The following is a 13,412-nucleotide window of genomic DNA, read 5'->3' on the forward strand; positions in this document are numbered from 1 at the left end:
CTAATAGTATTTGACGCTTTTATTAGCGTTTATTGGGTTTTATGAGAAATGAATATGTCTTCACACGCCTTGAGTTTTCTGCAATTAGGGATTGCGCCCGCTTTAGCTGAACGCTTAGCCACATTAGGGATTCATACCCCGACTGACATTCAAAAGCAGGCTATTCCTCATATTCTGGCGGGAAAAGATCTGCTTGCGGGAGCACAGACAGGAACGGGAAAAACGGCGGCATTTGGTTTACCGTTATTGCAACGACTCTTGCCTTCTACGGTCGAGTCTAGAAGTGAAGCGAAAGATATTCGAGCCCTAGTCTTAGTGCCTACACGTGAATTAGCACAGCAAGTCTTTGATCATTTACAAGCTTATGCTGAGGGGAGTGGGCTCAAAATCGTTGCTGTCTATGGTGGCACGAGTATGAATGTACAAAAACAGCATTTACGAGGTGGTGCAGATATTTTAGTCGCTACACCGGGGCGTCTTCTCGATCATGTTCACGTTAAGAGTTTATACCTTGGTAATACACAAACCCTAGTGTTGGATGAAGCCGATCGAATGTTGGATATGGGGTTTATGCCGGATATTCAACGAGTACTCAGAAAGCTTAGCCGAGCAAGGCAAACGCTGTTTTTTTCGGCCACTTTTGATCATAAAGTGAAAAATTTGGCATATCGCTTATTACATGAACCTGAAGAAGTTCAAGTGACTCCGGAAAATTCAACCGCAGAAACGGTGACGCAAATGGTGTATCCCGTTGATAAAAAACGTAAGCGAGAATTATTATCTTATTTAATTGGTTCACGAAATTGGCAGCAAGTTTTGGTGTTTACGAAAACAAAGCAGGGCAGTGATGCTTTGGCCCAAGAACTGAAACTGGATGGCATTAAGTCGGCGTCGATCAATGGGGATAAGAGTCAAGGGGCGCGTCAAAAAGCATTGGATGACTTTAAAGCGGGTAAAATCCGCGCCTTGATTGCCACCGATGTGGCAGCAAGAGGCATCGATATTTGTGAGTTAGAGCAAGTGGTTAACTACGATATGCCATATAAAGCAGAAGATTACGTGCATCGAATTGGGCGAACAGGGCGAGCGGGTAAAGCAGGAATGGCTATCTCTTTTATGAGCCCGAATGAAGAGCCAATGTTGCAAGCGATTGAGCAGTTATTGGATCAGCGTTTGCCACAAGAATGGTTAAAAGGGTTTGAACCATCATTGGTCGAACCGACAGAAGAAGTCTCTTCTGCCCGTCGTTTAAGCCGCTCAGCAGAAAAACGTAAGCTAAAAGCCAAACTCAAAATACATGCCAAGCGAGGAAAAAAATAGCCGTTTGAGCTCTAAGACAAGACATGCGAAAAAATAGGAGGGCATCAATGGGGGGAGTTTTCCTCTCTCATTTTGGCACATTGTTGCTCCCAACTATAAGCCACATCATAGACCAATTCATGTACACTCTTTGGGTTAAGGACAAATTTGTCAGCAATTTGATATTTGTGGATCATCAGCTCGTTAAACAACTGCCAATGATTAAGTAGACATTGATCTAAATCGGCATTTTCATCACGCCACGTTTCTTTTAAAAATGGGGTTAAACTGGCGGCGCTGTGGGTGTACATAATCATTTGCCATTTCACTTCCCAAATTTTAATGGGGTTATCTGGGTATTGTTGATTATATTGGTCAGCAAAACTTTCAATAATATGCTCAAGTTCGTCTGAAGTATCAATAAAGTAGTCAAATAATGCATCTTCTTGTCTTACCGCATCTGCAATCAGTTGGATCGGTTGCTTGATGACGAGTCCGTGAGCTAATAACCGCATAGTGAAATGGTACAGTTTCACATTTGCTGGTGTCGCGCTGGGGATTTCATCAATGACTCGACGTAAGTAGTGTTCCATATAGAGATGGAGACCATCACTGATACTGTGCCAAATCTTTTCTTTACTGCCGAAATGATGGCGAATCAAACTGTGCGAAACTCCCGCTTTTTCACTAATACTCCGTAGTGAAACGCGCTCATAACCTAGCTCACAAAATAGCTCAGCAGCAATTTTAAGAATATGATACCGAGTTTTTTGGGCATCTTGGGCACTACGCCGCCCTTGTCTTTTTTCGCTCATTACTCTTCTTCATCAATCAAGATCCCCGCTGTTTTACCAGATATACCCACAAGTTTCACGGATAATGAAACACTTGAGCGATTAACTGCACATTTCATCGCCTTCTCTTATCTGTTTGCAAGAAATTTGCTCTATTTTGTTACATTGGTAACCTTTCTTGCACCAAACGGCTCGCTCTTAATAGACTCGGAAGGACGTTGTCCATTAATGCGGATTCTGACGTTCGGCTGGCTTGCGTGGAAATATTCATTGCGGCAATAACTTGATTACGCTGATCCATAATGGGTACGGCAATAGAGCGTAGCCCTAACTCTAGCTCTTGATTCACAATTGAAAAACCTTGTCTTCTTACCTCGGTTAATGTATCGAGCAAAATTTTTTGGTCCGTCTGAGTGTAAGGGGTGAATTTTTCCTCTGGAGGAGTACCGATGGCCTGAATCTGTTCTTCAAGGCTCTTATACGATAATAAGACTCGCCCCATTGAAGTGGCAAAAGCGGGTAAGCGAGTTCCAACGCCAAGGTTCACCGACATGATATGGTGAGTCATGTAGCGGGCAATGTAGACAATTTCTGCACCATCAATGACCGCCACAGAGCAAGATTCCCCAGTTTCTTGGCTCACTTTCTCAATAATGGGTTGGACTATCTCAACGATAGGCTGTGAGGCTAAATAAGAGTATCCCAATTGCAGAACTTTGGGGGAAAGCCAGAATAGTTTTCCATCACTTTCCACATATCCTAAGACTTTTAATGTAAACAAAAAGCGTCGAGCAGTAGCCCGACTCAGATCGGTATATTTTGCAACATCACTTAAAGATAGCTTCTTTTTGCTGTGATCAAACACCTGGATCACAGAAAGCCCACGTTCTAGTGACGTAACAAACTCTTTTGACTTTTCGGGTATTGACATTCTATTAACACTTCCTCAATATCTAAATCGCGTTCGCATGGTGATTCACATGTTCGCAATGCGAACTTATGGTGGCATAATAATACATGATAAAGCCGCTTTAAACCCTATGATCTTGCTTCGACTAAAGGAAAAGGAGAGCATCATGTCTGTACAATACAAAACCATCTTCGCTTCAATAGATAACTACAATAAGGGTGGGGTTCAAGTCCTCATGGAAGACCCTAAACGTTATGTATTTTCCAATATGTTTGAAATTGCAGCGACCAACGCACCTTATGAGCGCATCGTTGCGGCAAAAAACTTAGACTATTCCATAGAAATAGCAAGAGCGGAAGGAAATTCCCCTTGGTACGTCTGTGCTCACGATGAATTCGTGGTTGCTATGGACTATGAAGTCGAAGTTCACTACGTCAAGCTTGCTGATGAAAGCATCGTTGATGAAGATAAAGATGGCGCTGTCATGCTAAATGACAACCCTGACGGCAAAAAAATGGGCCGAATTATCTTACAACGAGGCCATCAAGCCCTTCTTCCAGAAAAAACTGCTTACCGTTTTTATTCCTCTAAACCTGCCACATTGTTACTTCAATCCATCATCGGAGAGGTATCCGTCGAGAAGTGGGCAGATATTTGTCTCAAATAATGTGATTTAGCCTGATAACGTGAATAAAGGAATATAAAAATGAATACTCAAGTAAAATGCACAATTAACAATAATGCAACAGGATACCAAACATTTACTGCGGGGAGCTTTAGTTTTGACCGCTGTGAATACTTTGCTTATATCACCTGCCCAACGGGTGTCCATATGATGCCTATCGACAACTTCCTTAAAGCTTTGATGCGTGACATCGCTTGGGGATTTTTCTATGGCACCGTGGCGTTTGATGATGTGTTTGGCACAACAAACCACTACGGCAATGTTGATCTTTACTTAGGTTCTCAACATAAAGAGTGGACGAGTGCTAAACGTGATTTCAAAGAAAATTTCAAATCCGATGTATTGATGGACATCTTCAAACTCATGATGTCGGATTGGACTATTGCTGGATTTGACCCCTTTGCAGCCCCTCAAGAAACTGGAACCGCGTGGGGCCCTAAAAATGGTAATGAAGACCGCCTAATTGAACGTAAACGTGAAGTAGCAAAACGTATGGTTGGTATTCCAGGTGATGCACCGTTACGTACCGATGAAGCGGGTTATCCTGTCAACCGGGCTTTCTTGGATGTAGATCAAACCCAACCTGTCGTCGAAGCTGAGCCAGAGTTTGAAGGTGAATTGCATGCCTTTAACTTATTTGGCTATCTATCTCGTTCGGATGTGACTTGGAACCCTTCTGTTGTTTCAGTTGTCCGCCAAAGTCTGTTCTGCCCAACAACAGAAGAATTTATCCTTCCGATCGACCATGGAAACGACCGTGTGGAATGGTTTGTTCAATTCTCTGACGAAATTTCATGGGATATCAAAGATGGCAAAACCAGCCGTCCTTTGGCTACGGTGACCATGCGTGCCGGTGATATTGCGGCAATGCCTGGTGATATTCGTCACCAAGGTATGTCCCCCAAACGTTCAATGTTACTGGTCTGGGAAAACGGTTCACCTGAAATCATGGAAATGATTAAAGCCGGAACTGTTCCAATGGTACCTGTAACGTTTTAATTAAAGGAGTACGACGATGGATATCCAAAATAAGTTACTGATTGGTGGCCAGTGGGTCGATAGTGTTGATGGCAGTGTTATTGATGTTATCAACCCACATGATGGTTCATTAATTACTCAAGTGGCTGAAGCAAAAGAAGCAGATGTCGATCGTGCCGTACAAGCAGCAAAAGAAGCCTTCCCCGCATGGGGAGGCTTAGCGGCTTCTGAAAGAGGGCGCTTGTTGCTGAAACTGGCCGATAAAATTGAAGAAAATGCAGAAGAACTGGCCCTGCTAGAAACTTTAGATACGGGTCACCCGATTCGTGACACATTAAATATTGATGTACCAAGAACCGCTTACTGTTTCCGTTACTTTGGTGGAATGGCGGATAAGATTGAAGGCAGCGTTATTCCCGTCGAAGAAGGCTTCTTAAACTACACCACACGTGAGCCGATTGGTGTGGTAGGGCAAGTCGTTCCTTGGAACTTCCCACTGATGTTTACCAGTTGGAAAATGGCACCAGCATTGGCAGCTGGTAACACTGTAGTCATTAAACCCTCAGAAATTACGCCATTAACTACACTACGTATTGCTGAATTAATGCAAGAAGTCGGTTTCCCTGATGGTGTGGTGAACGTGGTTGTGGGTTATGGTAGTACTGCTGGTGCTCGCCTTTCTGAACATGATGATGTAGGTAAAATTGCCTTTACTGGTTCAACGGCAACCGGTCAACAAATCGTCAGAGCCTCAGCAGGTAACTTGAAGAAAGTTCAATTAGAGCTAGGCGGAAAAGGCGCAAACATTATTTTTGAAGATGCAAACTTAACCGCGGCGGTTAATGGAAGTGCCTGGGCGATTTTCCATAACCAAGGACAAGCTTGTATTGCTGGCTCACGAATCATTGTTCAAGAAAGTATTGCTGATGCCTTCTTAGAGAAATTCTTGGCACTAGCAAGCTCTATCCGTCAGGGTGATCCTCGTTTACCAGAAACAGAAATGGGCCCTCTAACCTCTCCTCAGCATCGTGATCGCGTATTAGCGTATTGTGATGTTGCACGTGAAGAGGGTTGTGAAATCCTATTGGGTGGTAAAGCTCCTGATGCAAAAGCGTTAGCCAATGGTTGTTATATCGAACCCACGGTGGTTAAAGCCAAATACACCGATCGTATTGCTCAAGAAGAAGTCTTTGGACCTTTTGTCACGGTTATTACCTTTAAAGATGATGAAGAAGCATTAGCTATTGCTAACAGTACCGAGTATGGATTGGGTTCAGGTCTCTGGACGAGAGACATTGGGCGTGCACATAAATTTGCACGTGAAATGCATGCCGGTATGGTTTGGATCAACTGCTACAAACGTGTCAACCCAGCTAGCCCATTTGGTGGGGTAGGACGTTCAGGGTATGGACGTGAAATGGGATTTGAAGTCATGCGTGAATATACTCAGGTCAAGTCTGTCTGGGTAAACGTTGATGCAAAACTTCCTCCTTTTTACAAACGCTAAGTCAAAAGGGAGCAGTAACTATGTCAAAAATCATGACGTTACAGAAAGCGGTATCACAATTTGTGAGTGACGGTGATACGGTTTCTCTGGAAGGTTTTACACATCTAATCCCTTGTGCAGCGGGTCATGAAATTATCCGCCAGCAAAAAAAAGAGCTAACACTGGTACGTATGACCCCCGATATCATTTATGACCAACTTATTGGTATGGGGTGTGCTAAGAAATTAATCTTCTCATGGGGTGGAAACCCGGGTGTCGGTTCTCTGCACCGTTTCCGTGATGCGGTTGAGAAAGGTTGGCCGCATCAACTTGAGATAGAAGAGCACGCTCATGCGGATATGGCTAATGCTTATGACGCAGGTGCTGCTAACTTACCCTTTGCGGTATTAAGAGGTTATTTGGGGTGTGACATCCCAAAATATACCTCAGTCATTAAGCAAATCACTTGTCCTTTTACCGGAGAAGTGTTGGCGGCTGTTCCGGCTATTCGTCCTGATGTTACCGTTATTCACGCTCAGAAGGCGGATAAAAAAGGCAACGTCTTACTTTGGGGTATCATCGGTGTGCAAAAAGAAGCAGTGCTAGCGGCGAAAAAAGTCATTATCACGGTGGAAGAAATTGTTGATAGCCTAGAACCTAAAGTGAATCAGGTGGTGCTTCCTCACTGGATCATTGATGCCGTCTGTGAAGTTCCGGGAGGCGCGTTCCCTTCTTACGCTCAAGGCTATTACGAACGTAATAACGCCTTTTATCAGCGGTGGGATGCGATTTCCCGTGATCGACAAGCGTTTGTTAATTGGATAGAGACATATGTGCTTGGAACAAAAGACTTTGCCGAGTTCAAGCAGGCTCTAAACCGCGATTTGGAGGAAGCGCTATGAGTGATTATACCTCAACCGAGATGATGACCATTTGTGCTTCTCGAATGTTGCGAGCGGGGCAAGTCTGTTTTGTCGGTATCGGTATGCCTAGTGCAGCGGCGAACTTAGCTAGGCTGACTAATACACCGGATATAGTTTTGATCTATGAATCAGGAACGATTGGAACTAAGCCAGATGTTCTTCCTCTATCTATTGGTGATGGGCAGCTAGCAAATACGGCCGATGTCGTGGTTTCGGTTCCTGAAATGTTCCGCTATTGGTTACAAGGTGGTCATATTGACTTGGGGTTTCTTGGGGCTGCGCAAATTGACAAATTTGCCAACATCAATACTACTGTCGTTGGTGATTACCATAATCCGAAAGTCCGCCTTCCGGGAGCGGGTGGTGCGCCAGAAATCAGCACTAACTGCAAAGAAGTCCTGATCATTCTGAAGCAAAGTACTCGCTCATTTATCGAAAAATTGGACTTTATCACTTCTCCGGGCTACCTCGATGGTGGCGATGCCCGTGAAAAACTGGGTTTACCCGGTCAAGGCCCTAAAGCGGTCATTACAGATTTAGGGATTCTAGAGCCTGATCCGGTAACCAAAGAGTTAGTGATGACCTCACTTCATCCTGGAATTACCTTAGAACAAGTTAAGGAAAGTACAGGCTGGGACTTACGCATAGCTCCTGAGTTAAAAGTCACACCTGCGCCAAGCGCAGAAGAACTCGAAGTGCTACGCGATCTTAATTTACGTACTGAACGTGCGCATAAGGGAGAGTAGTCATGATGGATTTTATGTATCAAGCGATGCCGATTCGAGTGATCTTCGGTATTGGGAAAATTGCAGAAACGCGAGCAGAAGTAGAAAAGCTTGGGATTAAGCGAGCCTTAGTGTTAGCGACACCTCAGCAGGCTGATCTCGCTCATGATATCTCCGAGCGTTTGGGGGATATTGCCGTAGGTATTTATGACCAAGCGGTTATGCACGTTCCATCGGAAACGGTGAATGATGTCATGGAAGTCGTGAAAGAACTGCAAGTTGATGGGTGTGTCGCGGTAGGAGGAGGCTCAACGATTGGCTTAGCCAAAGCTATCGCACTGAAAACTGAACTGCCGATTTTAACCATTCCTACAACGTATGCTGGCTCAGAAATGACGCCGGTATGGGGAATTACCCATGAAGGTATTAAAACAACAGGGCGTGATGTCAGAGTTTTAGCTAAAACCGTGATTTATGATCCTGAGCTGACGGTCACTCTACCTAATTTCATTTCTGGCCCAAGTGGGATGAATGCGATAGCACACTGTGTGGAAGGCCTCTATGCCGAGAATAGAAACCCAATCATTTCTTTACTAGCAGAAGAAGGGATCAGAGCTCTAGGCCAAAACTTGGTGACGGTAGTGGAACAACCTCAAGATCGTAATGCACGTTCCCAAGCCTTATATGGTGCATGGTTGTCGGGTACGGTATTAGGTAATGTTGGAATGGCTATCCACCATAAACTTTGCCATACCTTAGGCGGTAGTTTTAATTTACCCCATGCAGAAGTTCACACGGTCATGATTCCCCAAGTGGTGAACTTTAACAAAGATCATGCCCCTCAAGCGATGGCAGCGATTGGCCGCGCTCTAAATGTGGTACCAGAGAAATCAGCTGCTGCATTATATGAATTAGCGAAACAAATTGGGGCACCAATTGCCTTGAAAGATATTGGAATGCTGGAAAGTGATTTAGATAAGGCGGCAGAAATCGCTACTAAAAATCCATATTATAACCCTAGACCGGCTGATTATTCCGCCGTTAGAGAATTGTTAGAAAAAGCCTATTGGGGAGTTAAACCAGAATAATATCATCATTTTTATCTGATTGCTTATCTGTATTTACTGGTGAATCTATCGAGATTCACCAGTATTAAATACTTTATTTAAAATAATGATTAAAAAGGATTGTAAATATGCAAGATGTATTTATTTGTGATGGTATACGTACACCGATTGGTCGATATGGTGGCGCATTGTCGAGTGTTAGAGCCGATGATCTTGGTGCCTTACCGATTAAATATCTTTTACAACAACACCCCAACTTAGATTGGAGTCATGTCGATGAAGTGATTTATGGTTGTGCTAACCAAGCTGGCGAAGATAACCGTAACGTTGCTCGAATGTCTGGATTATTGGCTGGGTTGCCCGTTTCGGTTCCGGCGACGACGATCAACCGATTATGTGGTTCAGGAATGGATGCCATTAGCATTGCGGCTAGAGCGATTAAATCAGGAGAAGCCGATCTCATTATTGCGGGTGGCGTCGAGTCGATGTCTCGTGCGCCTTTCGTCATGGGAAAAGCGGAATCCCCGTTTAGTCGTGAGGCTAATGGGCTGTACGACACCACTATTGGATGGCGATTTATTAACCCTATCATGGCTGAGCAATATGGTGTCGACTCTATGCCAGAAACAGGGGAAAATGTTGCTGAAACATTCAATATATCTCGAGAAGACCAAGATTTATTTGCCTTTCATAGTCAAAGAAAGGCCAAAGTCGCTCAAGAGTCGGGGCGTTTTGCTAAAGAAATCGTGCCTGTTATCATAAAAGATCGTAAAGGAAATGCACGAGAAGTCCTTCTCGATGAACATCTACGCCCAGATACCCAATTAGAAACACTTTCTCAATTGCGTACCCCATTCCGTGCCGGAGGCAGTGTAACCGCAGGTAATGCGTCAGGGGTTAACGATGGCGCATGCGCAGTAATCCTAGCATCGACGAACGCAGTGATTAAGCATAATTTAACGCCTAGGGGTAAAGTTATTGCAGCAGCAACGGCAGGTGTGGAACCCCGTATTATGGGATATGGTCCTGTACCTGCGACTAAGAAATTGCTTGAAAAAACCGGTCTAACCATAGATGACATTGATCTCTTTGAAATAAATGAAGCTTTTGCATCACAAGCTCTTGCGACTATTCGAGGTTTAGGTTTAAAGGATGATGATACAAGAATCAACCCAAATGGAGGCGCGATTGCTCTTGGACATCCTCTTGGCATGAGTGGTGCTCGTCTCGTGAATAGTGCCATGTTAGAGCTATCTCTAACACAGAAACGCTATGCAGTATGCTGCATGTGTATCGGGGTTGGGCAGGGTATTTCGATGTTAATTGAGCGAATTTAATTAACCTCTTACTTTATTTCCATTAAAACTCAATAATCGAGTGAATCAATTATAAGTTCATGAGAAAAGCCTAGATAATGAAAGGCTAGTGTATAGTAATCATTGAATAGAGAGGATGAACACAGAGGGTTGAAATATCAGTTAATCGAACATTTAGTTTTTATTTTTTATAAAGATAAATGGATATTATCGAATAAAACAACCTAATGTGTTCATGAAATGATATGAAACGATGGTATCAAGAAAAAAATTCGCCAGCAGTTGGAACATATTTATGTTCAACTAATGATATTCCACTAAATGGAGTAATGGAATTTAGTTTTGGCAAGCAAAAGAAAAACCTTTTTCGTATGTTTTTGTATAACGATGAAGGTTACATTCGGGCATATATGAATGTTTGTCCTCATTTTGATGTACCTCTAAACGTTCAGCCGGGTGAAATGTTTACTTCAGATCGCCGCCAATTTATGTGTGCTATTCACTACGCTAAGTTCAATCTGCACGATGGTCATTGTACGGAAGGACCTTGTAAAGGTGTTGGGCTAGAACCGATCCCCCTGCATATTATTGATGGGGATATTTACGTTGGAGAGGAAATTATTGAAACCGTCAAGATAGATTAAGTGGATAAAAACGCTCATTGATGATTGATGAATTTAGCTTGAGTCACGATAAAGTGACTCTCACCGGTTAACATAAGCATCCACATAACTTGGCTTTACTGAGGCAAGCAATGGTCTTTGCATCACTGATTTCTCCAGAAATAATCTTTTTTTCGACTTCAGAGAGCGATAAGGTCAATACTTCAATAACCTCGTCATCATCACAGGCTAAACGATTTGTTTTACTGAGCTGCTTGGCAACAAATAAGTGTTGAATTTCATCACAAAACCCTGCCATTGGGGTAACTTGCCCGAGTTCAACCCATTCTTTGGCACTATAGCCCGTTTCCTCTTCTAGCTCTCGTTGAGCGCATTCCAATGGCTTTTCTCCCGCATCAATGGTACCGGCTGGGAGCTCAAGTAGCCATTTATTCAGAGAAGGGCGAAACTGATTAACGATAATAATTTCATTATTATCGTTAATTGGAAGGATAACCGAAGCACCTGGATGTTTTATCATGGTGTGGACAACGGTTTTTCCTGTAGGAAGTCCCACAGGGATTTCGATTAAACTGATCGCTTTCCATTGGTGTATGATTTTGCTCATAGGTAGGGTCTTTGCCTCAAATCAGAAGGCATTACCTTACCTTATTTGGTAAAAGGAGCCCAAATAGTATTCCTTTTTTTGTGAATGGTTTTGGCGAATCGTTAGATAAATGGATGGATATTGGCTAAAAATGGAATTATTGAGTAAAAATGATGATTAATAGCCGTTATTAATCCGCCATTCTGGACTCACAACTGCAAACATTGATTGCAATTACTTTCAATAAGGCAAGATCTGATATAAAAACACGTTGAAACAAAAGTGAAAATGTAACAAAATGATAACCAAACTATAAATTAATTTATACTTCCTATCCTGTGTCCCGTATCGGAGTGATTCAATGATAAATTCCCCTTCTGCTTCTTATTCTCAAAAAGCACTATTGGCAGAACGAATTAATAAATTAGCTCAAGCTCTTTCTGATGGTGTTTACGAACGAGAAAATACCATCAAGCTTTGTTTGTTGGCTGCGTTGGCGGGGGAAAGTGTTTTTTTGTTAGGCCCTCCTGGCATTGCGAAAAGTTTAATTGCGAAACGTTTAATTCAAGCTTTTGATAACAGTAGCTACTTTGAATATTTAATGACTCGCTTCTCAACGCCAGAAGAGGTGTTTGGTCCACTGAGTATTCAAGAGTTAAAGGATCATGGGCGTTATGTTCGTTTGACTGAGGGCTATCTGCCTACGGCTCAAGTCGTGTTCCTTGATGAAATCTGGAAAGCAGGCCCCGCGATTTTGAATACACTACTTACTGTTGTGAATGAGAAAACCTTTAAAAATGGCAGTGACATTGAGCCTGTTCCTATGCGTGTCTTAATTTCGGCCTCTAACGAACTACCGGATGAAGAAAGTGGGCTGGATGCGCTCTATGACCGTATTCTCGTGCGAATTTTTGTCAATCGTATTCAAAATAAACAGAACTTCAAGTCCATGCTAACGGTGGGAACAGAGCAAGAAGCAAAAATTCCTGCTGGTCTTGCGATTACCGATCAAGAGTATCATCAGTGGTTGGCTCAAATGAATCAATTACCGTTAAGCAATGAGGTATTTGAAAAACTTTACCAACTAAAAAGTATGCTTGAGCAGGCGGCGAAAGAGAGTGCTTTGCCGACGGAAGATGTTTATGTTTCTGACCGAAGATGGAAGAAGGCGGTTAAACTATTAAAAGCGAGTGCTTTTTTTAATGGGCGAGATCAAATCAGCCCATTAGATTTACTACTTTTGCAAGACTGTCTATGGAATAGCCCTGAGTCACGTGATGTGGTTTATCGAGTCATTCGTGAATTTGCGCTTCGAGAGGCGTTTGATCAATCTCAGGTTGAGCAGCAGCTAGATCTTTGCCGAATGGAATTTGCCGCGCTTCAAGAGGAAATTGAAGCAGAACTCTCGATTGTTTTGTCACAGGAAATGTCCAATGGACTAAGAAAGAAACAAGTATACCAATACGATTTTAGTCAAGCCAAGATGTATCAAGTTGGGCAGATCAAGAATCTCATTAAGCTAGTCTTGCTGCAAAGCAACATGTCTGTGGCTGAAGATGAAAAAGGCGATAGTCGTTGGGTTTATATCACAAAATCTGACATGGAACGCTTAATCAAAGAGGGGCAAGGGGATATTTATGGGTATGTGAACCATAACCCAAACCTATATCGTTTGCGTTTTGAACTTGACGCTAACCATAAGCTGGCCATTAAAGACATTGCTAACCGTTCCATATTATTGGCCCTTGCTACCCAAGAGGGCCTTGAGGAAGTGAGAAATCAAGAGTGGCTAGTGAAGTCAGAGCAAGCGATGAGCCAACTGAAACAAGCGGAGTACCATTTACGTAAAGTACGCTCTCATTTCCATGGCTCACTACCTCATAACTTCATTGATCCTGATCTACCGATTGAAATGGAAGCGACCTTACATCAGATACAACAACAGTTAGAGACAACACATCAAGAGTGCGATAAAAATGCTCAGCGCATTCGATACCTTCAGCAATATTTTGATTAGTGA

13 protein-coding genes are annotated in these 13,412 nt (G+C 43.0%); 10 read left to right on the plus strand and 3 right to left on the minus strand.

The window, feature by feature from the left end; genetic code table 11:
* The first annotated feature begins 54 nt into the window (after positions 1 to 54).
* A complete protein-coding gene (locus tag B5D54_RS01320; protein ID WP_078924668.1) occupies positions 55 to 1,320 on the plus strand; it encodes a DEAD/DEAH box helicase in 1,266 nt (421 codons plus the stop codon).
* A 44-nt stretch (positions 1,321 to 1,364) separates the two neighbouring features.
* Here the strand turns inward: B5D54_RS01320 and B5D54_RS01325 are convergent, their stop codons facing one another.
* Both B5D54_RS01325 and B5D54_RS01330 read right to left on the minus strand, forming a co-directional pair.
* Positions 1,365 to 2,114, minus strand: coding sequence for a TetR/AcrR family transcriptional regulator (locus tag B5D54_RS01325; RefSeq protein WP_078924669.1), 750 nt, complete (start codon positions 2,112 to 2,114; stop codon positions 1,365 to 1,367).
* Positions 2,115 to 2,253: 139 nt separating this feature from the next.
* The gene (locus B5D54_RS01330) at positions 2,254 to 3,024 is read right to left on the minus strand and encodes an IclR family transcriptional regulator (RefSeq protein ID WP_078924670.1); all 771 of its coding nucleotides are present in this window, start codon (positions 3,022 to 3,024) and stop codon (positions 2,254 to 2,256) included.
* Positions 3,025 to 3,169: 145 nt separating this feature from the next.
* Between B5D54_RS01330 and B5D54_RS01335 the strand changes: the two genes are divergently transcribed.
* The 8 genes from B5D54_RS01335 to B5D54_RS01370 all read left to right on the plus strand — a co-directional run bounded on the left by B5D54_RS01335 (position 3,170) and on the right by B5D54_RS01370 (position 10,827).
* Positions 3,170 to 3,670, plus strand: coding sequence for a cupin domain-containing protein (locus B5D54_RS01335; RefSeq protein WP_078924671.1), 501 nt, complete (start codon positions 3,170 to 3,172; stop codon positions 3,668 to 3,670).
* 39 nt (positions 3,671 to 3,709) lie between these two features.
* Positions 3,710 to 4,687, plus strand: a complete 978-nt coding sequence (locus tag B5D54_RS01340) for a hydroxyquinol 1,2-dioxygenase (RefSeq protein ID WP_078924672.1) — start codon at positions 3,710 to 3,712, stop codon at positions 4,685 to 4,687.
* Between the two features lie 16 nt (positions 4,688 to 4,703).
* The gene (locus B5D54_RS01345) at positions 4,704 to 6,173 is read left to right on the plus strand and encodes an aldehyde dehydrogenase family protein (protein WP_199251523.1); all 1,470 of its coding nucleotides are present in this window, start codon (positions 4,704 to 4,706) and stop codon (positions 6,171 to 6,173) included.
* A gap of 20 nt (positions 6,174 to 6,193) precedes the next feature.
* Positions 6,194 to 7,054, plus strand: coding sequence for a CoA transferase subunit A (locus tag B5D54_RS01350; protein ID WP_078924673.1), 861 nt, complete (start codon positions 6,194 to 6,196; stop codon positions 7,052 to 7,054).
* Positions 7,051 to 7,821 carry a CoA-transferase subunit beta gene (locus B5D54_RS01355; RefSeq protein ID WP_078924674.1) on the plus strand — a complete coding sequence of 257 codons (771 nt, stop codon included), beginning with the start codon at positions 7,051 to 7,053 and terminating at the stop codon, positions 7,819 to 7,821. Before B5D54_RS01350 ends, B5D54_RS01355 begins: the two co-directional genes overlap by 4 nt.
* A 2-nt stretch (positions 7,822 to 7,823) precedes the next feature.
* On the plus strand, positions 7,824 to 8,888 hold the full coding sequence (locus B5D54_RS01360; RefSeq protein WP_078924675.1) for a maleylacetate reductase: 1,065 nt from the start codon (positions 7,824 to 7,826) through the stop codon (positions 8,886 to 8,888).
* 107 nt (positions 8,889 to 8,995) lie between these two features.
* Entirely contained in the window at positions 8,996 to 10,204 is a 1,209-nt protein-coding gene (gene pcaF / locus B5D54_RS01365) for a 3-oxoadipyl-CoA thiolase (RefSeq protein ID WP_078924676.1), read from the plus strand.
* 224 nt (positions 10,205 to 10,428) lie between these two features.
* The gene (locus B5D54_RS01370; RefSeq protein ID WP_078924677.1) at positions 10,429 to 10,827 is read left to right on the plus strand and encodes a Rieske (2Fe-2S) protein; all 399 of its coding nucleotides are present in this window, start codon (positions 10,429 to 10,431) and stop codon (positions 10,825 to 10,827) included.
* Between the two features lie 67 nt (positions 10,828 to 10,894).
* Here the strand turns inward: B5D54_RS01370 and B5D54_RS01375 are convergent, their stop codons facing one another.
* Positions 10,895 to 11,413 carry an NUDIX hydrolase gene (locus B5D54_RS01375; protein ID WP_078924678.1) on the minus strand — a complete coding sequence of 173 codons (519 nt, stop codon included), beginning with the start codon at positions 11,411 to 11,413 and terminating at the stop codon, positions 10,895 to 10,897.
* A gap of 340 nt (positions 11,414 to 11,753) precedes the next feature.
* On the opposite strand from B5D54_RS01375, the gene B5D54_RS01380 reads away from it, so the two are divergent.
* Positions 11,754 to 13,409: an ATPase RavA domain-containing protein gene (locus B5D54_RS01380; protein WP_078924679.1), complete on the plus strand. Its 1,656-nt coding sequence runs from the start codon at positions 11,754 to 11,756 to the stop codon at positions 13,407 to 13,409.
* The last annotated feature ends 3 nt before the right edge of the window (positions 13,410 to 13,412 follow it).

This window comes from Vibrio cincinnatiensis DSM 19608, from assembly GCF_900167345.1.
Taxonomy (GTDB): domain Bacteria; phylum Pseudomonadota; class Gammaproteobacteria; order Enterobacterales; family Vibrionaceae; genus Vibrio; species Vibrio cincinnatiensis.

What these genes read in the sequence shown, in the direction of transcription:
- B5D54_RS01380 (WP_078924679.1), top strand. Translation starts at nt 11,754, where the DNA reads ATGATAAATTCCCCTTCTGCTTCTTATTCTCAAAAAGCACTATTGGCA.
- B5D54_RS01330 (WP_078924670.1), bottom strand. Translation starts at nt 3,024, where the DNA reads ATGTCAATACCCGAAAAGTCAAAAGAGTTTGTTACGTCACTAGAACGT.
- B5D54_RS01360 (WP_078924675.1), top strand. Translation starts at nt 7,824, where the DNA reads ATGATGGATTTTATGTATCAAGCGATGCCGATTCGAGTGATCTTCGGT.
- B5D54_RS01335 (WP_078924671.1), top strand. Translation starts at nt 3,170, where the DNA reads ATGTCTGTACAATACAAAACCATCTTCGCTTCAATAGATAACTACAAT.
- B5D54_RS01375 (WP_078924678.1), bottom strand. Translation starts at nt 11,413, where the DNA reads ATGAGCAAAATCATACACCAATGGAAAGCGATCAGTTTAATCGAAATC.
- B5D54_RS01350 (WP_078924673.1), top strand. Translation starts at nt 6,194, where the DNA reads ATGTCAAAAATCATGACGTTACAGAAAGCGGTATCACAATTTGTGAGT.
- B5D54_RS01370 (WP_078924677.1), top strand. Translation starts at nt 10,429, where the DNA reads ATGAAACGATGGTATCAAGAAAAAAATTCGCCAGCAGTTGGAACATAT.
- B5D54_RS01325 (WP_078924669.1), bottom strand. Translation starts at nt 2,114, where the DNA reads ATGAGCGAAAAAAGACAAGGGCGGCGTAGTGCCCAAGATGCCCAAAAA.
- pcaF (WP_078924676.1), top strand. Translation starts at nt 8,996, where the DNA reads ATGCAAGATGTATTTATTTGTGATGGTATACGTACACCGATTGGTCGA.
- B5D54_RS01320 (WP_078924668.1), top strand. Translation starts at nt 55, where the DNA reads ATGTCTTCACACGCCTTGAGTTTTCTGCAATTAGGGATTGCGCCCGCT.
- B5D54_RS01355 (WP_078924674.1), top strand. Translation starts at nt 7,051, where the DNA reads ATGAGTGATTATACCTCAACCGAGATGATGACCATTTGTGCTTCTCGA.
- B5D54_RS01340 (WP_078924672.1), top strand. Translation starts at nt 3,710, where the DNA reads ATGAATACTCAAGTAAAATGCACAATTAACAATAATGCAACAGGATAC.
- B5D54_RS01345 (WP_199251523.1), top strand. Translation starts at nt 4,704, where the DNA reads ATGGATATCCAAAATAAGTTACTGATTGGTGGCCAGTGGGTCGATAGT.